Source organism: Yoonia sp. JB2-21, assembly GCF_055693545.1.
In genome coordinates this window covers 2133032-2153471 of the sequence record NZ_JBVFUC010000001.1, presented here as the reverse complement: position 1 = coordinate 2153471, position 20440 = coordinate 2133032, and the positions used below count along the sequence as shown (strand labels likewise).

21 protein-coding genes and 1 pseudogene are annotated in these 20440 nt (G+C 56.4%); 8 read left to right on the top strand and 14 right to left on the bottom strand.

Annotated elements, in window-relative coordinates:
* The first annotated feature begins 29 nt into the window (after nt 1–29).
* Both ACZ1G5_RS10730 and ACZ1G5_RS10725 read left to right on the top strand, forming a co-directional pair.
* Nucleotides 30–788 carry an electron transfer flavoprotein subunit beta/FixA family protein gene (locus ACZ1G5_RS10730; protein ID WP_472732827.1) on the top strand — a complete coding sequence of 253 codons (759 nt, stop codon included), beginning with the start codon at nt 30–32 and terminating at the stop codon, nt 786–788.
* Nucleotides 788–1714 (top strand): electron transfer flavoprotein subunit alpha/FixB family protein, encoded by a 927-nt coding sequence (locus ACZ1G5_RS10725; protein WP_472732826.1) that lies wholly within the window; start codon nt 788–790, stop codon nt 1712–1714. Before ACZ1G5_RS10730 ends, ACZ1G5_RS10725 begins: the two co-directional genes overlap by 1 nt.
* Nucleotides 1715–1763: 49 nt before the next feature.
* Here ACZ1G5_RS10725 and ACZ1G5_RS10720 read toward each other — a convergent pair whose 3' ends face one another.
* A complete protein-coding gene (locus ACZ1G5_RS10720; RefSeq protein ID WP_472732825.1) occupies nt 1764–2609 on the bottom strand; it encodes a DUF6473 family protein in 846 nt (281 codons plus the stop codon).
* A 161-nt stretch (nt 2610–2770) separates the two neighbouring features.
* On the opposite strand from ACZ1G5_RS10720, the gene ACZ1G5_RS10715 reads away from it, so the two are divergent.
* The gene (locus ACZ1G5_RS10715; RefSeq protein WP_472732824.1) at nt 2771–3646 is read left to right on the top strand and encodes a 3-hydroxybutyryl-CoA dehydrogenase; all 876 of its coding nucleotides are present in this window, start codon (nt 2771–2773) and stop codon (nt 3644–3646) included.
* 110 nt (nt 3647–3756) lie between these two features.
* A complete protein-coding gene (locus tag ACZ1G5_RS10710; protein WP_472732823.1) occupies nt 3757–5229 on the top strand; it encodes a hypothetical protein in 1473 nt (490 codons plus the stop codon).
* Between the two features lie 45 nt (nt 5230–5274).
* Here ACZ1G5_RS10710 and ACZ1G5_RS10705 read toward each other — a convergent pair whose 3' ends face one another.
* The 7 genes and pseudogenes from ACZ1G5_RS10705 to ACZ1G5_RS10675 all read right to left on the bottom strand — a co-directional run bounded on the left by ACZ1G5_RS10705 (nt 5275) and on the right by ACZ1G5_RS10675 (nt 10633).
* On the bottom strand, nt 5275–6117 hold the full coding sequence (locus ACZ1G5_RS10705; protein ID WP_472734319.1) for a lysophospholipid acyltransferase family protein: 843 nt from the start codon (nt 6115–6117) through the stop codon (nt 5275–5277).
* A gap of 66 nt (nt 6118–6183) precedes the next feature.
* Complete coding sequence (locus ACZ1G5_RS10700; RefSeq protein WP_472732822.1) at nt 6184–6453, bottom strand: HPr family phosphocarrier protein; 270 nt, start codon at nt 6451–6453, stop codon at nt 6184–6186.
* Nucleotides 6450–6845, bottom strand: a complete 396-nt coding sequence (locus ACZ1G5_RS10695; protein WP_472732821.1) for a PTS sugar transporter subunit IIA — start codon at nt 6843–6845, stop codon at nt 6450–6452. The genes ACZ1G5_RS10700 and ACZ1G5_RS10695 overlap by 4 nt, the downstream gene beginning before the upstream one ends.
* A pseudogene (gene rapZ / locus ACZ1G5_RS10690) lies at nt 6842–7757 on the bottom strand (RNase adapter RapZ). Before rapZ ends, ACZ1G5_RS10695 begins: the two are co-directional and overlap by 4 nt.
* Nucleotides 7754–8179 carry an HPr kinase/phosphorylase gene (locus tag ACZ1G5_RS10685; RefSeq protein ID WP_472732820.1) on the bottom strand — a complete coding sequence of 142 codons (426 nt, stop codon included), beginning with the start codon at nt 8177–8179 and terminating at the stop codon, nt 7754–7756. Before ACZ1G5_RS10685 ends, rapZ begins: the two are co-directional and overlap by 4 nt.
* Before the next feature lie 9 nt (nt 8180–8188).
* Nucleotides 8189–9925 carry a sensor N-terminal transmembrane domain-containing protein gene (locus tag ACZ1G5_RS10680; protein ID WP_472732819.1) on the bottom strand — a complete coding sequence of 579 codons (1737 nt, stop codon included), beginning with the start codon at nt 9923–9925 and terminating at the stop codon, nt 8189–8191.
* 6 nt (nt 9926–9931) lie between these two features.
* Nucleotides 9932–10633, bottom strand: coding sequence for a response regulator transcription factor (locus ACZ1G5_RS10675; RefSeq protein WP_472732818.1), 702 nt, complete (start codon nt 10631–10633; stop codon nt 9932–9934).
* 299 nt (nt 10634–10932) lie between these two features.
* On the opposite strand from ACZ1G5_RS10675, the gene ACZ1G5_RS10670 reads away from it, so the two are divergent.
* Both ACZ1G5_RS10670 and ACZ1G5_RS10665 read left to right on the top strand, forming a co-directional pair.
* A complete protein-coding gene (locus ACZ1G5_RS10670) occupies nt 10933–12531 on the top strand; it encodes a phosphoenolpyruvate carboxykinase (RefSeq protein ID WP_472732817.1) in 1599 nt (532 codons plus the stop codon).
* 105 nt (nt 12532–12636) lie between these two features.
* Entirely contained in the window at nt 12637–13134 is a 498-nt protein-coding gene (locus ACZ1G5_RS10665; protein WP_472732816.1) for a DUF3859 domain-containing protein, read from the top strand.
* Here the strand turns inward: ACZ1G5_RS10665 and ACZ1G5_RS10660 are convergent.
* On the bottom strand, nt 13131–13901 hold the full coding sequence (locus tag ACZ1G5_RS10660) for a sulfite exporter TauE/SafE family protein (RefSeq protein ID WP_472732815.1): 771 nt from the start codon (nt 13899–13901) through the stop codon (nt 13131–13133). The genes ACZ1G5_RS10665 and ACZ1G5_RS10660 overlap by 4 nt on opposite strands.
* A 147-nt stretch (nt 13902–14048) precedes the next feature.
* Between ACZ1G5_RS10660 and ACZ1G5_RS10655 the strand changes: the two genes are divergently transcribed.
* Both ACZ1G5_RS10655 and ACZ1G5_RS10650 read left to right on the top strand, forming a co-directional pair.
* The gene (locus ACZ1G5_RS10655) at nt 14049–15734 is read left to right on the top strand and encodes an acyl-CoA dehydrogenase family protein (RefSeq protein ID WP_472732814.1); all 1686 of its coding nucleotides are present in this window, start codon (nt 14049–14051) and stop codon (nt 15732–15734) included.
* A gap of 55 nt (nt 15735–15789) precedes the next feature.
* On the top strand, nt 15790–16818 hold the full coding sequence (locus ACZ1G5_RS10650) for an SDR family oxidoreductase (protein ID WP_472732813.1): 1029 nt from the start codon (nt 15790–15792) through the stop codon (nt 16816–16818).
* Here ACZ1G5_RS10650 and recO read toward each other — a convergent pair.
* The 5 genes from recO to lepB form a co-directional block, all read right to left on the bottom strand.
* Nucleotides 16815–17543 carry a DNA repair protein RecO gene (gene recO / locus ACZ1G5_RS10645; protein ID WP_472732812.1) on the bottom strand — a complete coding sequence of 243 codons (729 nt, stop codon included), beginning with the start codon at nt 17541–17543 and terminating at the stop codon, nt 16815–16817. The two genes, ACZ1G5_RS10650 and recO, sit on opposite strands and share 4 nt — an antisense overlap.
* A gap of 91 nt (nt 17544–17634) precedes the next feature.
* Nucleotides 17635–17961, bottom strand: a complete 327-nt coding sequence (locus ACZ1G5_RS10640; RefSeq protein WP_472732811.1) for a DUF1491 family protein — start codon at nt 17959–17961, stop codon at nt 17635–17637.
* Entirely contained in the window at nt 17958–18875 is a 918-nt protein-coding gene (gene era / locus ACZ1G5_RS10635; protein WP_472732810.1) for a GTPase Era, read from the bottom strand. The genes ACZ1G5_RS10640 and era overlap by 4 nt, the downstream gene beginning before the upstream one ends.
* Complete coding sequence (gene rnc, locus ACZ1G5_RS10630; RefSeq protein ID WP_472732809.1) at nt 18872–19552, bottom strand: ribonuclease III; 681 nt, start codon at nt 19550–19552, stop codon at nt 18872–18874. Before rnc ends, era begins: the two co-directional genes overlap by 4 nt.
* Nucleotides 19549–20394 (bottom strand): signal peptidase I, encoded by an 846-nt coding sequence (gene lepB / locus ACZ1G5_RS10625; RefSeq protein WP_472732808.1) that lies wholly within the window; start codon nt 20392–20394, stop codon nt 19549–19551. Before lepB ends, rnc begins: the two co-directional genes overlap by 4 nt.
* Nucleotides 20395–20440: the final 46 nt, after the last annotated feature.

The window sequence follows — 20440 nt, the reverse complement described above, 5'->3', positions numbered from 1 at the left end:
TTGATCAGATTCTTAGGAGAAGAACGCAGATGAAGGTCCTCGTACCCGTCAAGCGCGTGATCGACTACAACGTGAAGGTTCGCGTCAAAGCGGATGGTTCCGGTGTTGATCTCGCCAATGTCAAAATGTCGATGAACCCATTCGACGAAATTGCAGTGGAAGAAGCGATCCGCTTACGCGAAGCAGGCAAAGTCGAAGAAGTCGTCGCTGTATCAATCGGCGTGAAGCAAAGCCAGGAAACACTGCGAACGGCCCTTGCTATGGGTGCTGATCGCGCAATCTTGGTTGTGGCCACAGATGACGTACATAACGACATCGAACCACTGGCTGTTGCAAAAATCCTGGCCGCTATCGTCAAAGAAGAGGCGCCGGGTCTGGTCCTTTGCGGCAAGCAAGCGATTGACAATGACATGAACGCGACCGGTCAGATGACATCTGCCCTGTTGGGGTGGTCACAGGCCACATTCGCATCCGAAGTCGACATCGACGGCGACAGCGCGACCGTCACACGCGAAGTGGACGGCGGCCTGCAAACGATCAAAGTAAAGATGCCAACGATCATCACCGTTGACCTGCGACTGAACGAGCCACGCTATGCATCCTTGCCCAACATCATGAAGGCCAAGAAAAAGCCTTTGGATGAAAAGACACCCGCCGACTACGGCGTTGATGTCGCACCACGCCTAAGCATCGTCAGCACAACAGAGCCAGAGGCCCGCAAGGCCGGTATCATGGTCGGATCCGTTGACGAACTGGTCGAGAAACTTAAAGAAGCGGGGGCTGTATAATGGCTGTTCTTCTCATTGGTGAAGTAACTGACGGCGCATTGGCTGTTGATGCAACAGCAAAAGCGGTCACTGCGGCGCAAGCGTTGGGCGACGTTACTGTTCTATGTGCCGGTGCCTCTGCCAAAGCGGCAGCAGATGAAGCCGCGACAATTGCGGGGGTGTCCAAGGTGCTTTGCGCCGAAGATGCGGCCCTTGGTCATCGTTTGGCAGAACCAACTGCGGACCTGATTGTCTCACTTGCTGGCGACTACGATCATATCGCAGCACCGGGGACAACAGACGCCAAGAACGTGATGCCACGTGTGGCAGCCCTTTTGGACGCAATGGTCATTTCGGAAGTCACGGCGATCGTTGACGCAGAAACATTCGAGCGTCCAATCTATGCGGGTAACGCGATCCAGACCGTGAAATCGGCTGATGCAAAGAAGGTGATGACAATCCGGACAGCGGGTTTCGACGCCGCTGAAATGGGTGGCTCTGCCGCCGTGGAAAGCATCGGTGCAGCCGGTGATCCCGGTCTATCCGAATGGGTCGAAGACAAAGTTGCCGCGTCAGACCGTCCAGAGCTGACATCTGCCGGTGTGGTGGTGTCCGGCGGTCGTGGTGTCGGGTCCGAAGAAGACTTTGCACTGATCGAAACACTTGCCGACAAGCTGAATGCGGCTGTTGGTGCGTCTCGCGCCGCTGTCGACAGCGGCTATGCGCCAAACGATTGGCAGGTTGGTCAGACGGGTAAGGTGGTTGCGCCGGATCTTTATGTCGCGGTTGGCATTTCAGGTGCGATCCAGCACCTGGCCGGCATGAAAGACAGCAAGATCATCGTCGCCATCAACAAAGACGAAGAAGCGCCAATTTTTCAGGTTGCTGACTACGGATTGGTTGCAGACCTCTTTGATGCGGTGCCGGAACTGACCAGCAAGCTCTGATCTGGACCAAATGACAATTTGAGGGGCCCGCGCACCAGCGCGGGCCTTTTCATATCTCATAGAGCGTATCGCGAAGCTTGGGAATAAGCGCAGCGCTCGCCTCTGCATGACAATCCACACCCAACATTTCGGACGCTGCTTTTTCCTGAGATGTGGGAAAATACATACCTTGCGTCCCCTGCGCCCTTGCACTGTCAGACGGATTCGCGACGACGACACCTTTGACTAGAGGGCGCAACTCCTCGATCATCGCTTCGGTGATGAACAGGGGATCAACCTGCAATTGATTTGGTCGCTTTGACCAGTGTTCATCGCTCAACTCATCCTCAGAAAACCACAGCAAGATGGTGCGATCACCGATTTGCCCCAGCATATTGCGCATCCGGGCAAGCCAGGCCTCTCGCAATTCGCTGACCACGGTTTCAAACCGTTCGATTGATTTGGTATGGAGCGCGCTGAGCATGTGGCGAGTGAAGGAAAACTCTGAAAAATCGACGTCCGGATAAATCGCCTGCAACACGGTTGATGCGCGCAAAAAACGGTCATTTCGGCGCGGATGGACCGAATAGAAGCGATTTGACAGATAGTTCGCGCCCATAACCTGCACCACCGTCAAGTCAGCCTCGGCACAGATACCCATGACGGTTGGATCGTTCACAAAGGCGTCAATGCCGCCATTCACGCACCCAAAGTTGACGCAGGTCTGGCGCATTGCCTTTTCAACAAGTGTTGGAAACGGCTTTTCAATGAACTTGCCATATGTTTCTGTTCCGCCAATGAACGCGAGATACGGAAGATCCAGGCGCTTGCGCGGCCCGCGAAACAGCATCCGCGAATTTCCATAGCGACACGGCGAATACGACAAATCACCCGTTTCGATTTTCTCATGTTTCATGGCTTTGACCCCTTTAATCTACTCACCCAAGACGCAGATCTCGTCGAAATCCTTTGCCAATTCGCTAATGCGCATATTCGTTAAAATTTTTACGCAAAACCCCGCCTTGATGCCGCCCCCCGCAGAGGCCTATGGTGCAGCAAACCGACAAGGGGCTGATCATGGCAATTGAACAAGTAGGCATCGTAGGCGCTGGCCAGATGGGAAACGGGATCGCGCATGTTTTTGCCCTCGCCGACTATCAGGTGCTGCTGACTGACATCAGCCAGGATGCGCTGGACGCCGCCATTGCCTTGATCGATCGGAATTTGGATCGGCAAGTCAGCAAAGACCTGATCACCGCCACGCAAAAGGCCGATGCATTGAAGCGTATTGGCACAACGCAGACCCTGACCGATCTTGGTAAGACGGATTTGATCATCGAGGCCGCAACAGAGCGTGAAACGATCAAGACCGCGATTTTCGAAGATTTGGTACCGTATCTTAAGCCCGATACGATCCTGACCTCGAACACATCGTCGATTTCGATCACCCGGTTGGCATCACGCACAGACCGGCCCGAAAAGTTCATGGGCTTCCACTTCATGAACCCGGTGCCGATCATGCAGCTGGTCGAATTGATCCGCGGCATTGCCACGGATGAACCGACCTTCAAAGCGTGTCACGCAGTTGTCGAACGCTTGGGCAAGACGTCGGCCACGGCAGAGGATTTTCCAGCATTCATCGTGAACCGTATCCTGATGCCAATGATCAACGAGGCGATCTATACGCTGTACGAAGGCGTGGGGTCGGTACAGTCGATTGATACGTCCCTGAAACTGGGTGCAAATCACCCTATGGGCCCGCTGGAACTGGCGGATTTTATCGGTCTCGATACCTGCCTCGCGATCATGAATGTTTTGCATGATGGCCTAGCCGACACCAAATACCGCCCCTGCCCCTTGCTGACCAAATATGTGGAAGCCGGATGGTTGGGCCGGAAGTCGCAGCGCGGCTTCTATGACTACCGCGGCGATGTGCCAGTGCCAACGCGCTAGACGACCGCAAACAGCGACAAGCCCGGTTCAGCAAATGCCACGGGGACAAGGACGGTGAAATTCAACTGATTCTGTGATATACTTCTGTTATTTTAAGAAGGAATTTTATCATGGATATTGGCAACGCCCTTATTGGGTTCTTTATTACTATTCCGTTTCTCGACGAAATTATCGGCGAGGCACATGAACAAGGCAGCATCGCAACGCGCGCCGATCTTGGCGATCTCCCCTACCCGGATGTGGGCCTTCGTCATGTGTCTGCGGCACTCGATCGCCCGGTTCTGACAACCGTCGATGCACCCTTTCAGCCGCTTTTGCGTCTTGTCGGTACGCTGGAGCTTCGCGCGGCTGGCGACCCAGACGGCCCGGTTCTTGAGACACGCCCACTCGACCTCGGGCTTCGTCTTGATTTAACGGTGACCAACGATGCAGACGCAGTCCCTATCATCGGCTTTCAGGCATCCGGGGCCGAACCACCTGTGATCCCTGACGAACTGGCTCCTTTCATCAATCTTTTGATTGGCGCACCGCAGTTGCAAGCCATTTTGGCGGATTTTCAGCTTCCGCTTTTCGAAGATCTGATCGACGCGGCGGGTGTGGCACTATTTCCCGATGCGGCCACCCCACCCGACCCCGAAGACTACGCCACCTTGCCGCAGCTCCTGCCCGGAGACGCAAGTTCTGCGCCTTGCATCGCAGCATTCGTGGCGGCGCCCGGCACAGCGTTGGCACCCGGCCTGACCACATCGCCCGTCAGATCGGGCAACGAGCTGGGTATTGGGTATAGCGAGACATTCCTCAACCTCTCACTTGCCGCAGGTGCCGCCGCCCAAGTTGGGCAATCCGTTGATGGCGCAGAGATCCAAAGCCTCAGCCTGACAATGGGCGATGGTGTGATTGATGTGGATGGCCGTGCCGAAAAAAGCGGCGCGGACATTACCTTTACCGGCCCCATCACGCTCAGCTTCCGACGATCATCAAGCACGCTGATCACCAACGCCGATCAGGTCGATGTTGATGTCGACCTGCCGTGGTACCTTTGGTTCTTCACGGCCGTTGCATTTCTCCTTGGTCCCATCGTCGGCATGATCTTCACCAGTCAAATCGTGTTTCCAGCACTTGATGATGCGTCCGAAGCGCCCGAGAAAGTCCGCGGCGGACTGGTCGGCACATTGACCAGCCAACTCGCGCGGCTTGTTGGTGCACTTTCCAGCACTGACAACTTTGCAGGTATTGAGGGCTATGCCATCACCGATTCAGCCCGGTTCGAGGGCAACGGTATGGCGTTCTTTGCGGAAGTTATCGTCAGCCCACTTGTCAGCGAAATCGTCGACGCCCGTCGCTATCGTTCGCTGTGGTATCAAAAGTACGATAGTCCATTTCAGGAATTCGACCTCGCGAACGGGCGCACCTATCCAACCCGCGATCTTGCCCTGCTGATGATCAATGGGCTTATTGAGATCCCCGGTTATCACGGCGTTGATGGCCCGACGCGTCTCTATGTACGCGGCAATCCGGACGGCGCGATTGGCAACAATCTTGATGAGCGTTTTCCGGGAACGGTCGAGCCTGACTTTGGATAAGGGCGTTGGCAGCTGGTATAGTTCCAGAGAGCGCGTAGTTGCGGGTTACTCCCGCAACTTCAGCGTCTCCTCACGCATCCAATCCATGCAGGCACGCTGATCCTTCAGGCGCTCTTTGACTTCTTCTTCGTCGAAGGGATGACCTACGACCGGCTTTTGCGGCCGTCCGCAGGCATTCACAATCTCATGGATTAACAGGCTCTGGCGCAACGTCGCTGAAATCTGGTTGGCCATTTGATACCAACGGGAGTTGGCACCGGGGAAAAACAATGGAACGACGCGCGCGCCGGACATACGGATCATCTTGGCGGTAAAGAGGTTCCATTCATCCTCTATCATCGGACCAAAGAGCGAATTGGAGGACGCCACAACACCCGACGGGAAAATAGCGATCACGCCACCATCTTTCAGATGGGCCATCGCGGCCTTGCGCATTTCAACCATCTTTGCCTGCGCGTCTTCTTCATGTGGGAAAGGCACAGGGATCAGGAAATTACCTGCATCTTCATCAATATCTGTCAGAAAGGCGCGCGTCAGGATGCGATAATCTGTGCGGACCCGGCCGATTAGGTCAGCCATGACCATGCCATCAACCATCCCGTGCGGGTGATTGGCTACCACGACGACAGGGCCCGTTTTGGGGATCCGGTCAAGCTGTTCTTGTGGGGTGATCAGATCGATACCCATCACATCCAGTGCGCCACGCCAAAATGCCTGACCATGAAATTTTCCGCGTTTTTCAAACTTGCGGATCATACGGATGATATGAATCTTGCCGGAAAACCATTCGATGGTCTTGATGATGGTCCGCTTAACGGGGCTGTCGAATGTGTTGGAATAGGTCAGCGCGCCACGATCATAGACACGCGGCGGGGTCTCTGGGGTCACGGCACTGACAGAGGCTTTGGGGGTCGTTTCGGTCAATGCGCTTGTCCTATTCGATCCGCTTGCACATCAGTCGCCTTCACCAAATTTATCAGCGACGAGATTTTCGATGGCCGCAGCAAGCTCTGCGGCCTGAGAGCCCTTTGTTTCAACGTCAATAAAGGTTCCAATGGAAGCTGCCAACATTAAAAGCCCCATGATGCTATCACCACTCGTGCTTTCGCCATCTTTGCTGACAATCGCAGCTGCGTCAAAGCTCTCGACCACTTCAACCAGTTTTGCCGAAGCGCGCGCATGCAGTCCCTTGATATTCTGAATTTCCAGACGTTTGGTTGTCATTGCGGCAAGCCACCATTGTGGCTGTTGATGTACTTATGCGCAGCGATGATCGCCGCCTCAACGGCGTCCGGGACCGTGCCATTGCGGGATTTGGCTAGTTTGATCAGCATGGGCAGGTTTGCACCATAAAGAATGCGGCGGTTGTCCGGGCTGCAGGCACGTAGTGACAGGTTGGTTGGCGATCCGCCAAACATGTCTGTCACAATCACAACGCCATCGCCGGTATCAACACGATCAGCGGCATCGCAGATTTCCGTCTGCTTGGTCGCGCGGTCATCTTCGGGCTCTATCGCGATGCTGATCATACCGGGCTGAGGACCAACAACATGTTCCACCGCCGCGCGATATTCCTGCGCCAATCCACCATGGGCCACGATGACGATACCGATCAAACCACTTGTTCCTTACTCGATTGCACTTCACGTCGCTCTAATTCGCGGTGTCGTTTAGACACATGCCACCCATCTTGCGCAAGAGATTCCGCCATACGTTCCGTCAGGGCAACCGAACGGTGTTGCCCTCCAGTACACCCAAAGCCGATCGAAAGATGCGCTTTGCCTTCATCCATGTGGGCGGGCAGCAACAGATCCACCAGCGACTTGACCCGCTCAAAGAACGAGATCGAACCGGGGATCGGCGGCGACATAAGCGGCGACTGCCGGATCGCGCCCGTCCAGTTTGCGCAGATCTTCTTCCCAATGCGGGTTCTGCAAGAACCGGCAGTCCATCACGATATCCATGCCGCGCGGCAGCCCGCGCTTGTAGGAAAAGGAATGCAGCGTGACACCAAGTTGATGATTTTCGCCTGTGCCGAACCATTGCGCGACCTCTGCTTTGGCATCGTGTGGCGACATACCTGTGGTGTCGATCAAGACATCAGCCCGCGCACGGATCGGGATCAGCAGCTCGCGCTCGGCTGAAATGCCGGCCAAAGGTGGCCCGGCAGGTGCAAGCGGGTGTCTGCGCCGCGTTTCGGAATACCGCCGCAACAGATCTTCTTCGGCGGCGTCCATGTACAAAACCTGCGCCATCAAGCCGCTTTGCTCTGTCAGCCTGTCAATCGTTGCAATCAGCGCGTTGGTCCCAAAATCACGGTTGCGCACATCAACACCCAGCGCCAAAGGTCGCGCGGGCGGCGGACCATCCAACAAGCGCGGCAGCAGGGAGAGTGGCAGATTATCAATCACCTCATAGCCCAGGTCTTCCAATGCATTGATTGCGGTTGTGCGACCGGCACCGGACGGACCCGTTACCAACACCACGGCCGGTGCTGATCTTGAAGGGTCCCGACCTGCCTTGGTCATCTGTCACTCCAGCCCGCTTTGAGGATTTGCAGAATTGCCGCTGCAAAATGTGGCGCATCGACCCTGTAGATCAAGGGCACATCACATCCCAAAGCCGTGAAAAGGCGCTGGGGTGGCAAACGCTCTGCCTCTGGGCGATCCAGATCGACAACCAGTACAACCCTGGCCTGCATGTCGTAGCTTGCGTTTAATATCCCAACCCGCCGCGCCTCTATCAAGCCGGCGATTGTGTCCGGACAGTGCGCTGTCAGTTCCCCATCATGCGCACTCAGACGGACACCATCGTCGGCGACCAACGTGCACCCCAGTGCCATCAGCGACAAACCCAGTGATGATTTTCCGGAACCTGATGCGCCTACGATCAATGCTGCGCGGCCCTGCCATGCCACGCAGGTCGCATGCATGGTGTCCGACGCTATCACGCCACGCCCCTAGATTGGCAGGCCAACAACAAAGCGCGCGCCAAGCGGCTCTGACGTTGGATCGGCATCTGTCGGGCGAATATTCTCGGCCCAGATGACACCTGCATGTGCTTCGACAATCTGCTTCGAGATCGCCAGCCCAAGGCCGGAATTGTTACCGAACTGGCCTTCAGGTCGTTCGGAATAGAAACGCTGGAAAATCTTGGTCAACGCATCGTCGGGTATGCCGGGGCCCGTGTCCTCGACCACGACCAGAACACGGTTTTGTCGTGTGCGCGCCCAAACCCTGATCGCGTCACCCCTGTCACAAAAGGAAATCGCGTTTGTGATCAGGTTTACAAATACCTGCGCCATCCGCCCTTCAAGACCTTGGACATGGATCGGCTCTTCGGGCAGATCTGCCACAAAGTCCACGCCGCGCTGCTTGGCGTCTTTACCCAGAAACTCTGCAATGTTGCCCAGCATGTTGATCAGATCGAAGGTTTCCTCTTCTTCCTTGACCAGTTCACTGTCGAGGCGAGAGGCGTTGGAGATATCGCTCACAAGACGATCAAGCCGTTTGACATCATGCTCAATCACCTCAAGCAAACGCTCGCGTTGATCGTCCCTTTTCGCAACGCGCATAGTCCCAACGGCTGAGCGCAACGAGGCCAAAGGGTTCTTGATTTCGTGGGCAACGTCAGCGGCGAACTGTTCATTACCCTCGATCCGTTCATACAAGGCCGCAACCATGCTGCGCAATGCGGCGGACAAACGTCCGATTTCATCCGGCCGTCCACTGAGGTCAGGAATGCGGACCCGTCCGGGTGACATCTTGCGCGCATTCTTTTCCTGGCTCGCCTCAGCGGCTGTTGCCAGTCTGGCCAACGGATTGGCAATCGTTGAAGCCAGCACAAGGCTAAGGCCAATACTGACCAGCACACCAACAAAGAACAGGCGCAAGAACTGCTCGCGCTCGCGCCGGACGAGGCTATCAACTTCACCAGCCGCCGTTGTCACGGCGATCACGCCGACCGCAACGCCATTGCGCATGATTGGTGTGGTGACCACAAAACTGGTGGCACCCTCGATCTCAGACGCCTCGAGCTGCGTCCCCTCGGTGACCGCCTGGCGCACGTTTTCCTGCGAAAGCTGGATCAAGGCCTGCTCTTCGCTTAGCTGCTCTTCTCCGAATGTGCCCAAGCTGACCATTCCGTCCCAAAGTGAAACGAGAAAATCCAAAATCACCGTGCCGCCTGTTTGGGCCTCAAGATCTGCGATTTGGCTTTCGTTCAAGCCACCGGTGGCACGCGCTACCAATGTGGTATCGGGGGCAAAGACCGACACTTCGACACCGCCGCGCAGGTTCAGACCTTCAAGGGTCGCGGTCGGATTGATCCCATCAGCCGTGACCAGATTGACGGGCGCAACGGTCGGCAACTGGGCCTCAAATACATCAGCAATCAATTGCGCTTCGTTGACCAAACCGTTCGCACGCTGAAACGCGAGACTGTCACGCGACGGGCTGAGGTAAAGCACACCGGAAATCAACAGGATCAGCGCGATCAGATTGAAAGTAACGATCTTGCGGGCAATCGGTGACCGCCTGAGCGCGAAAAGGCGACCGCCCGGGACTTCTTCGACGTCGATATCGTCGGTCACAAGATCTGGGTCGACCCAATCATCACCCAAAACAAGATCGGGCGTGCGCGCTGCTGCGCGCACGGACTTGAGGTCGCGGACGTCAATCTTTGGGGCGGCACTCATGCCTTGCTACTCTTCGTTGTAGCGGTACCCGATGCCGTAAAGGGTCTCGATTGCGGAAAACTCATTGTCAGTGTTACGCATCTTCTTACGCAGCCGTTTGATGTGGCTATCGATCGTACGATCGTCCACGTACACTTGATCATCATAGGCCACATCCATCAGCTGATCGCGGCTTTTGACAAAGCCGGGCCGCTGCGCAAGCGCCTGCAACAACAAGAATTCGGTCACTGTAAGGGATACGTCTTTCCCTTTCCACTTCACTGCATGGCGCAGCGGGTCCATTACCAACTCACCGCGGACCATCACTTTGGTATCCTCGGTCTCTTCAATCTCTTCACCGGCCAGCGCATCTTGACGACGCAAGAGTGCCCTGATCCGTTCGACCAATAGACGCTGTGAAAATGGCTTTTTTACGTAATCATCCGCACCCATACGCAAACCGAGGACTTCGTCGATTTCGTCATCCTTAGACGTCAGGAAAATAACGGGCATGGAGGTCTTTTGGCGCAGACGCTGGAGCAGATCCATGCCGTCCATCCGTGGCATTTTAATGTCCAAGACGGCCATATCCGGCATGCGTTTGTTGAACGCTTCAAGCGCAGAGAGCCCATCATTGTAAGTCTCAACCTCAAAGCCTTCCGCTTCGAGGGTCATCGAAACGGACATAAGGATGTTCCTGTCATCATCGACAAGTGCAATTCTGGACATCAAAGAGCCCCTTCATTCGCTGTACCGACGCTCTTGTTGGCGCTGAGACTAGGTTTTCACTGTTTTATTGAGACGAATCAATAGTTAACTCTGATATCGCCACACATTCGCCTTAATTGGGTTAATTTTGTCAGCTTGCCCGAAATTCGGAGCGCTCGTTTCACCATACGGCATGTTGGTTGCGCTAACATGAAAATGGTTGCGCTAACTACGGGTTACTGGGGTATCGGCCCTTGAAAGCTTGGTGTTATGGAAGGTTATCGCCGGCCACGACGGCCACTTCAAAAAGGAGCGAACCCATGGACCACGGTACGGTCAACCCATCGATGAAACTTGAGGATCAAGGCATCACAGGGCTGGGTTATGTCTATTACAACCGCTCTGAGGCTGAACTGCATGATGCCGCTGTCGCAGCCGGTGAGGGTGTGACAGGCAAGGGCGGCACCTTCCTCGTCTCGACCGGCAAGCACACGGGCCGGTCGCCGAAAGACAAATTTGTCGTCAAAACCGACGATGTCGTCGATACGATCTGGTGGGACAACAACCCGCCGATGGAGCCCGCACATTTCGATGTGCTTTACACAGATATGCTGGCGCATATGAAAGGCGGAACATATAACGTCCAAGACCTGTTTGGTGGCGCTGACCCTGCGCATCGTCTGGATGTCCGCGTCGTGACCGAGCTGACATGGCACGGCTTGTTCATCCGTCACATGCTGCGCCGGCCGGATGCGTCTGAGCTTGAGACGTTCACACCCGATTTCACGGTGATCAACTGCCCGACCTTCAAAGCGGACCCTGCCAAGCATGGCTGCCGGTCCGAAACCGTGATCGCCATGAATTTTGAGAAGAAACTGATCCTGATTGGCGGGACCGAGTACGCGGGCGAGAACAAGAAGTCCGTCTTCACGCTGCTCAACTACCTGTTGCCTGAAAAGGGCATCATGCCGATGCACTGTTCGGCCAATCACGCGCCGGGCAACCCGGTTGATACGGCGGTCTTCTTTGGTCTGTCCGGCACAGGTAAAACCACATTGTCCGCTGACCCAACCCGCGTGTTGATCGGCGACGACGAACATGGCTGGTCTGATCGCGGCACCTTCAACTTCGAAGGCGGTTGCTATGCCAAGACCATTGGGCTGGACCCAGAGGCGGAGCCGGAAATTTACGCGACCTGCGAAATGCCGCACACCGTGATCGAGAATATGGTCTTCGATCCTGAAACGCTGGAACTGGACTTCGAAGACGACAGTCTGACCGCGAACATGCGTTGCGCATACCCGCTCAACTACATCTCAAACGCGTCGGACAGCGCGCTGGGCGGGCACCCCAAGAACATCATCATGCTGACCTGCGATGCCTTTGGTGTGCTTCCACCCATTGCCCGCCTGACACCGGCGCAGGCAATGTATCACTTCCTGTCTGGCTTTACCTCTAAGGTGGCCGGCACAGAACGTGGGGTGACTGAACCAGAACCCACGTTCAGCACCTGCTTTGGCGCACCCTTCATGCCGCGACGGCCGGAGGTCTATGGCAACCTGCTGCGCACCAAAATCGCAAGCCACGGTGCAACTTGCTGGCTGGTCAACACTGGCTGGACAGGCGGCGCCTATGGCACTGGGTCGCGGATGCCGATCAAGGCAACACGTGCGCTGCTGTCCGCTGCTTTGGACGGCACATTGATCGAAAGCACATTCCGCAAGGACCCACATTTTGGTTTCGAAGTCCCCGTTTCAGTAGATGGCGTCGATGATGGCTTGTTGAACCCGCGCGATACGTGGGCCGACAAGGCGGGTTACGACGCGCAGGCCGAAAAGCTGGTGACGATGTTCTCCGATAACTTTGAAAAATATGTCCCTTTCATTGACGACGATGTGAAAGCGGCAGCCATCGGGTAAATGCCCATCACCGACATCGTGATCGAGATTTGGGTTTAGTTGATCGCAAGAACCACTAATATAGAGCGCATGGTCTACCGTGCGCTCTTTCTTATCTGTCTCTGCATGCCGCATTCTGCGCGCGCTGAAATCACGAAGTCAGATCTGATCTTGTCGATCGAAGCGGGGTTGATTTGCCCCCCAGATGACATGGCGACTGCGCCCGCGCCCGATACACTGGCAGGCACAACTAATATCATTTTGGACGAGCCCCCTTTTGCCACGCGCGGGCATCAGGTTCCGGCGGTGATGGGTCTTGGGTTTGGGATCAAATCGCAGTCACTAGCGACCCAAGGGATCGGAGCCGTCACAATGGTTGTCACCCATCCCCCGATGGGACCAACCGGCGCCACGCAACAGCAGTTTCAGACAAGGATCAACGGAAGCAATCCGTCTTTGACGTTTTACTCGTTCGATCACAGATATGAATTGGTCCGTGGCAGCTGGACGATGACCGCATTTTCAGATGGCGCGCAGCTCTTCGCGGTCAGTTTCGAAGTAGTTGATCCGCGGGTGCTGCCGGAACTTGCAAGTGTCTGCAACTACGAAGACTTGCTGTCCTAACCCATCACACCGCGCCGGATCAGATTGACACCTGCGATAATCAGCACCCACAGGGTTACCTTGCGAAAACGTTCTTGATCAAAGCGGTCGCCCAACCGAAACCCCAACCACATGCCAAGCAAGGCAGGCACAACAAGTGCGGCTGAGAACGTCCATGTCTGCGCATTCAGGATGCCGGACTGCAAATGCCCAACCAGCAGCATCACAGAGCCCAGCCCATAGATCACACCCTGCACCGACATCTGCTGCGCGCGCGGGGTGTTCAGGGCCAGCAGGTATAGCACGGTGGGCGGGCCCCATGTGCCTGCCAAGCCACCCAACGTGCCGGCAAGCGTCCCTGCGCCCCACTCAAACGGGCGCCGCCAACGCGGTGTGATCTGTGGCCGCCAGCCGATCAATTGAATGACGCACAATGCGACAACAGGCACGCCCAGAACCACAAACATGAGGTTGCTTGGGATGCTTCGCACGAATTGGGCCGCCACAAGAATCATCACACAGACCACCAGCGTATAGCGCCAATGCTCTTTCAACGCGGCCTGCGCGTTCCCAAGGCCCGATCGCGCCACCTGCAACCCGTTGGCAATCACGATCGGGATGACAATCCCCGCAACAACCAGTTCCGGCGGGATCAATATCCCCATCCCGGAAATCATGATCAGTGGCATGGCAAAACCGACAGCGCCTTTCACAAAGCCACCCAGCAATGTCACCGCGATGGCAAAGGCGAAAATCGCAGGGGTAACGAGGGGTGAAAACTCTGGCATATCTTGTCTTACGCCATTGACGCGCGCATGCCAGTCAATATTTCGATGCGACACTTTTGTGCGCCATACGATATTCACACGAATATTTATTGCGCTGCACTTGCAAACAACTTATCTCTGCACCTGCAAATTGATAGGAGTCGCGAAATGGCGCATGATGGTCAGGATATGACGTTGAACCAAACCCCTGTTCTGGCTGATCTGCTGGCGCTTACTGCCGCGTCTTTGCCTGCGGTCGACGATGTCCTTGCCCGTGCAAAAGATGCGGTACGCGCGACTGTGACCGATGGCGCGCGTGTCTCTGGCAAATTGATCGAGGAAAACCAGACCGCCGCACACGGCTTTGCCTGGCTTGCAACCTACGCCCAATCGCTGCACCAAATGCAGGACTGGGCGGCGCGTTTGGACGCCGATGGCAAGTTTGGCGAAGTGGAACAGTTGATCCACCAGATCGCTTTCGGCGAATACCTCTGGCAGATCTATGGCGGCATCCCGATGAGCCAGGGCGAAATTATGCGCCTGCAAGATATCGGCCTGACCCAAGATGATATGCGCGCCCTGATGCAGCCTGCCGTGATGACGCTGACGCAGTCCGGCAACACGCAAGCCGCCCGCATGCGCCTGTGCGAGCTCATGCAAGAGCAATCTGCGAACATCACTGTTGGCGCGTCCGGTCTGGACGAAGAACTGGAAATGATCCGCGAACAGTTCCGCCGCTTCAGCATTGAACGCGTGGAACCCGACGCCCATGACTGGCACCTCAAGGATGAGTTGATCCCGCTGGAAATCATCGACGAGATGGCCGAACTGGGTGTCTTTGGCCTAACGATCCCCGAAGAATACGGCGGCTTTGGCCTGTCCAAAGCGTCCATGTGTGTGGTGTCCGAAGAACTGTCGCGCGGTTATATCGGTGTTGGCTCCCTTGGCACACGGTCCGAGATTGCCGCAGAACTGATCCTCTGCGGCGGGACCGAGGAGCAAAAACAAAAATGGCTGCCCGGTCTGGCCTCTGCTGAAGTCCTGCCAACGGCCGTGTTCACCGAACCAAACACAGGTTCCGACCTTGGCAGCTTGCGCACCCGCGCCGTCAAGAAAGGCGACGATTGGGAAGTCACGGGCAACAAAACCTGGATCACCCACGCGACCCGCACGCACATCATGACGATGCTGGCCCGGACCGACCCCGACACAACGGATTATCGCGGCCTGTCGATGTTCCTCGCTGAGAAAACGCCCGGCACCGAAGAGAACCCCTTCCCCACCCCCGGCATGACTGGCGGGGAGATCGAGGTTTTAGGCTATCGCGGGATGAAAGAATACGAACTGGCGTTTGATGGTTTTGCAATCAAGGGCGAGAATCTGCTTGGTGGCGAAACCGGCAAAGGGTTCAAGCAACTGATGCAAACATTTGAGAGCGCGCGTATCCAAACCGCCGCCCGTGCGGTTGGTGTTGCGCAATCTGCGCTGGATGTGGGGATGCAATATGCCCAAGACCGCAAGCAGTTCGGCAAATCGCTGATCGACTTCCCCCGTGTGGCCGGCAAGCTTGCGATGATGGCGGTGGAAATCATGGTCGCCCGCCAACTGACCTATTTCAGCGCGCATGAAAAAGACAACGATCGCCGTTGCGACCTAGAGGCGGGGATGGCCAAGCTGCTGGGTGCGCGGATCGCTTGGGCGTGCGCAGATAACGCATTGCAAATCCACGGCGGCAATGGGTTTGCGCTGGAATACAAGGTCAGCCGCATCCTATGCGATGCGCGTATCCTGAACATCTTTGAGGGTGCCGCCGAAATTCAGGCGCAAGTGATCGCGCGACGTCTGCTCGACTAAGTTGCATTTGGTATTTGGCCTGCTAGGTCCAAAGAGAACCTAGCAGGAGCACCCCATGCCAAAGACCGTCCTACTGACCGGGGCCACGGGCTACATCGCCAAACACATCGCGTTGCAACTGCTGGAAGCGGGGCATCATGTGCGCGGAACCGTGCGGGACTTATCACGCGGCGCGGAAGTGGCCGATGCAGTTCGGCCGCACTTGCGCACCGCGAGCAACCTTGAAGCGCGTTTGACGTTTGTCGCAATCGACCTGACCAAAGACGACGGTTGGGAATACGCTATGGCTGGCGTTGATGTCGTCATGCACACGGCATCACCTTTCCCCATGACCCAGCCCAAAAACGAAGACGACCTGATCCGCCCGGCGGTTGATGGCGCACTACGGGCGCTTCGCGCAGCGCAAAAGGCAGGCGTGGCGCGCGTCATTCTGACCTCGTCCACCGCAGCGATCAGCGGGTCCAACCTGCCGCCCGGTGATGCCGCTTTTGATGAAACCAACTGGACGGATCCGACAGATCCCGCCGCCAGCCCATACACAAGGTCCAAGACCTTGGCAGAACGGGCTGCTTGGGATTTTGTGCGAGACAAAGCACCGGACATGCAGCTGACGACGATAAATCCAGGATTTGTGCTGGGGGCACCGCTCGACGACAAATTCGGAACATCCATCGCGGTCATCGCACGGCTGATACGCGGCAAAGATCCGATGCTGCCAAATATCGGCTTCTCAACAGTAGATGTGCAGGACGTCGCAGAGATGCATGTTGCAGCGATGGAACGGTCCGACACCGCAGGTCAGCGCGTCATGGTTGTTGATCGGTTCGTGACCTTTCAGGAACTCGCGCAAGCGATCAAGACAGCCTACCCGGATCGGAAAATCCCGACACGGGTGGCACCGGATGTCGTGATTAAGCTGCTGGGCCTTTTCGATCCTGCGATCAAATCCATCGTGCCGGGGCTTGGACGTATCGATAAGACCGACAATACCCGCGCGACAGCGATCTTTGGGCGCGGTATGCGACAGGCCCAAAAGGCGGCAGTGTCGTCCGCTGCCTATCTGATCGACAACAAATTGGTCTAACCAGCGCGCGCAATCGCGTCGATCAATCGTGCGCGTGCGACGGGCATCGGTCTGTCGCCCAGGCTTTTGACCAAACGGTTTTCGATAAAATACCCCGTTGTGCCCAGAGCTTTGGCGATTTCCGTATTTGACGCATCACCCTTGCCTGCCAGCACCTCTGGCAAGGGCAACATCCTGTCGGCCCATTCACCCGCTGCTTGACGGCTGACCGCACGACCGGATTTTGGGGAGACATAGATCAGCTCCTCGTTCACACCGCGCACCGCACAAGCGCTCAGATCAAGGGCAAAACCCATGTCTTCCAGCAGCGCCTGTTCCCAGCGCAGATAGGCCAAAGGCCAGACATCGGAATGGCCCAGCAGATCAAGCAAAGCAATCGTGCGCTCATACAGATCCGGGTGCGCTTCGCGTTCCGGCAGGACAAAGGCCAACAGACTGCACACCGCATTAAGCCCCGCAAGGGCAAGTCTGTCACCCATCGCCGCCGCTGCACGGCTTCTGATCGGCTCAACGGAGAAACTACCCAAATGACTATCCAGCCGCGCCTTCCATGTCACCGAAAGCTGTGCGCCGGGTTGCAGGATCGGGGCCACCTTGCGGCTGGTGCCACCGCGCACCACCCCTGCATGACGGCCATGCGCCGCGCTGAACACCTCGATGATGACCGATGTTTCACCAAAAGGACGGCTGGCCAAAAGCGCCCCTTCGTCCTGCCATTCAATCATTTTGGAGTGACCGCCACATGGGGTACATAACAGACCGGATGCGCGTCAGTTGCAAGGGATCGTGCCTGTTGCAAGGGCCGGAGGCAAAAAGTTAATCGAGCCCCGGTTCGTCCAGCAAATGACGGCCCTCTTTGTCCTCGACCTCGATCACCCAAAGATCAGGGTCAAACCCGCGTTGTTTGGTAATGGACGCATCAACATCCACCTCGGCACCCTCAACCAAGATCATCCATTTGCGTTCCCCTGTCAGCAGATCAAAGCTCCGCTGATAACAACAGGCCTGTCCGTCCAACGTATTCAGCTTGATCAGGACGGCACCGGCGGTATTGTCACCGCGGTGCACGACAAAGGCAGGTATTTCGATCAGGCGCAGGCGGGTCAGATAGGCCGCAACCCATATATCTGCAGTCAGTTTCAAGCGTTACCGTCTTTAAAATCAAGGCCCATCTCCGAATAGCGCTCGGACTCTTCCAACCAATTTGGCCGGACCTTGACCTTCACAAACAGATGCACCCGGCGCCCAAGGAATTCTTCCAACTCTAACCGCGAGGCTTGGCTGATCGCCTTGACCGTCTCGCCGCCTTTGCCCAGCACGATCCCCTTATGCCCATCGCGGGCAACATAGATCAGCTGATCAATGCGGGCCGATCCATCATCACGTTCTTCCCAGCTCTCGGTTTCCACGGTGAGTTCATAGGGCAGTTCCTGATGCAACCGCAGCGTCAGCTTTTCACGCGTCATTTCGGCAGCAATCATGCGCAACGGCAGATCGGCAATCTGGTCTTCGGGATAAAGGTACGGACCTTCCGGCACCTGTGTGATCAACCAGTCCCGCAAAGCATCGCAGCCGTGTCCCCGCTCTGCCGAGATCATGAAGGTTTCGGCGAATGGATAGACGTCGTTCATCTCTTTGGTCAGTGCCAACAGAACCTCTGACTTTACCTTGTCGATCTTGTTGATGGCCAAGGCGACGGGCGATTTGCCCGCACGCTCACTGAGTGTTTCCAAGATCGCCTTGACGCCGTCGGTGACGCCACGATGGGCCTCGATCATCAGAACGACAACATCTGCATCTGCGGCCCCTCCCCACGCAGCGGCGACCATGGCACGGTCCAGACGCCTGCGCGGTTTAAAAAGGCCGGGCGTGTCGACAAAGATCAGCTGTGCATTCTCTGCCATCGCAACACCACGAATACGCGCGCGGGTCGTCTGCACCTTATGGGTCACGATAGAAACCTTCGCGCCGACCATGCGGTTCAGCAGCGTCGACTTCCCGGCATTCGGCTCACCGATCAGGGCAACAAATCCAGCTTTGGTTGGGACGTCAGTCATGTATCGACTTTCTTTAAAAGAGAGCTTGCCGCGGCCTGTTCGGCCTGCCGCTTGGAACCCGCCGTCGCTTGTTCGGACGGACCCGAGGCCAAACGGGCCTCAATGGTAAACACAGGCTGATGGTCTGGTCCACTGCGCGCCACCTCGACGTACTGCGGCGGAACCTCGCCCCGTGCCTGCGCCCATTCCTGCAAAGCAGTCTTCGCGTCCCGGGCATCCGCCGCAACATTGTGAATGCGATCACCCCACAACCGCAACACCACAGCGCGCGCAGCATCAAAACCACTATCCTGATAGATCGCGGCGATCACCGCTTCCATCGCGTCAGCAAGCAATGCTTCTTTGCGGCGGCCACCGGATTTCATCTCGGACCGGCCCAGCTTCAGCACAGCACCAAGATCAATCTGGCGGGCCACATCAGCGCAGGCCTCACGGCGCACCATTGCATTATAGCGCGGGGCAAGCAGGCCTTCGGGGGCGGACGGGTCCGCTTTCAGCAACGCCTCTGCCATCACAAGACCAAGAACCCGGTCACCCAGAAATTCCAACCGTTGATTGTCATCACGGTGCGGGCTGACAATCGAGGAATGGGTGACAGCGCGGATCAGGATCTCGGGCTTGGCAAAGTCATGCCCCAGCCTTTGGGAAAAGGCAGTCAGTTCGGCTGAGAGCTTCAATCGAGCGCCTTAAAGAAACGGTCGGAGCGCCAGGTCCAGAACGCCAGCATTGAACGACCCGCAGATGAGAACATCACACGATCAGCCCGGCCTACGATATCTTTACGTTCAACAAATCCCACGCCGCCGGACGCCTGAAGAAAACGGCTGTCGGTCGAATTATCGCGATTGTCGCCCATAAAGAAAAATTGACCCTCCGGGACAGTGAAGACACCCGTATTGTCTGATCTGCGATTGCCAATATCCAAGATCGCATGGCTGACGCCGTTCGGTAGTGTCTCAATGAACCGGGGTTTTTCGCAGCTTGCCCCAAAACCAACCGCACCATTGGCACATTGCGGTCGCACACCCAGCGGCCCCTGCGGTTCCATGATTTCGCTAAATGTTCCCGCAGCTTCAACTGTCACAGGCGCGTCATTGATATGCAGCAATCCGTCGATCATCTGAACACGGTCGCCGGGCACGCCAATCAGGCGTTTGATAAAGTCCCGCCCATCGACGGGATGACGAAACACAACAATATCACCACGTTCAGGATCTGCGCCAAAAATGCGCTCTTCGCGGTCCTCAAGGAAACCACAAAAATCATCAGCCCCCAGATCAATCCCAACCTGCGGAATACGGATCGATGGGCAGGACGCATAGGAATAACCATAGGCCATCTTGTTGACGAACAGGAAATCGCCAATCAGCAACGTGTCCTTCATTGACCCTGTCGGAATCCAGAACGGCTGAAAGAAAATCGTGCGGAATATCCCGGCAATGATCAGCGCCCAAAACACCGTCTTCACTGTCTCGGTCAACCAGGGGATAAATCCTGTTTTTTCGGCTTTCTCGGCCATTGCCAGATCCTTGCGCTAGGTTTGAGGCTACATGAGGGTGCAGGCC

What these genes read in the sequence shown, in the direction of transcription:
- ACZ1G5_RS10730 (WP_472732827.1), top strand. Translation starts at nt 30, where the DNA reads ATGAAGGTCCTCGTACCCGTCAAGCGCGTGATCGACTACAACGTGAAG.
- ACZ1G5_RS10725 (WP_472732826.1), top strand. Translation starts at nt 788, where the DNA reads ATGGCTGTTCTTCTCATTGGTGAAGTAACTGACGGCGCATTGGCTGTT.
- ACZ1G5_RS10720 (WP_472732825.1), bottom strand. Translation starts at nt 2,609, where the DNA reads ATGAAACATGAGAAAATCGAAACGGGTGATTTGTCGTATTCGCCGTGT.
- ACZ1G5_RS10715 (WP_472732824.1), top strand. Translation starts at nt 2,771, where the DNA reads ATGGCAATTGAACAAGTAGGCATCGTAGGCGCTGGCCAGATGGGAAAC.
- ACZ1G5_RS10710 (WP_472732823.1), top strand. Translation starts at nt 3,757, where the DNA reads ATGGATATTGGCAACGCCCTTATTGGGTTCTTTATTACTATTCCGTTT.
- ACZ1G5_RS10700 (WP_472732822.1), bottom strand. Translation starts at nt 6,453, where the DNA reads ATGACAACCAAACGTCTGGAAATTCAGAATATCAAGGGACTGCATGCG.
- ACZ1G5_RS10680 (WP_472732819.1), bottom strand. Translation starts at nt 9,925, where the DNA reads ATGAGTGCCGCCCCAAAGATTGACGTCCGCGACCTCAAGTCCGTGCGC.
- ACZ1G5_RS10675 (WP_472732818.1), bottom strand. Translation starts at nt 10,633, where the DNA reads ATGTCCAGAATTGCACTTGTCGATGATGACAGGAACATCCTTATGTCC.
- ACZ1G5_RS10670 (WP_472732817.1), top strand. Translation starts at nt 10,933, where the DNA reads ATGGACCACGGTACGGTCAACCCATCGATGAAACTTGAGGATCAAGGC.
- ACZ1G5_RS10665 (WP_472732816.1), top strand. Translation starts at nt 12,637, where the DNA reads ATGCCGCATTCTGCGCGCGCTGAAATCACGAAGTCAGATCTGATCTTG.
- ACZ1G5_RS10660 (WP_472732815.1), bottom strand. Translation starts at nt 13,901, where the DNA reads ATGCCAGAGTTTTCACCCCTCGTTACCCCTGCGATTTTCGCCTTTGCC.
- ACZ1G5_RS10655 (WP_472732814.1), top strand. Translation starts at nt 14,049, where the DNA reads ATGGCGCATGATGGTCAGGATATGACGTTGAACCAAACCCCTGTTCTG.
- ACZ1G5_RS10650 (WP_472732813.1), top strand. Translation starts at nt 15,790, where the DNA reads ATGCCAAAGACCGTCCTACTGACCGGGGCCACGGGCTACATCGCCAAA.
- recO (WP_472732812.1), bottom strand. Translation starts at nt 17,543, where the DNA reads ATGATTGAATGGCAGGACGAAGGGGCGCTTTTGGCCAGCCGTCCTTTT.
- era (WP_472732810.1), bottom strand. Translation starts at nt 18,875, where the DNA reads ATGACTGACGTCCCAACCAAAGCTGGATTTGTTGCCCTGATCGGTGAG.
- lepB (WP_472732808.1), bottom strand. Translation starts at nt 20,394, where the DNA reads ATGGCCGAGAAAGCCGAAAAAACAGGATTTATCCCCTGGTTGACCGAG.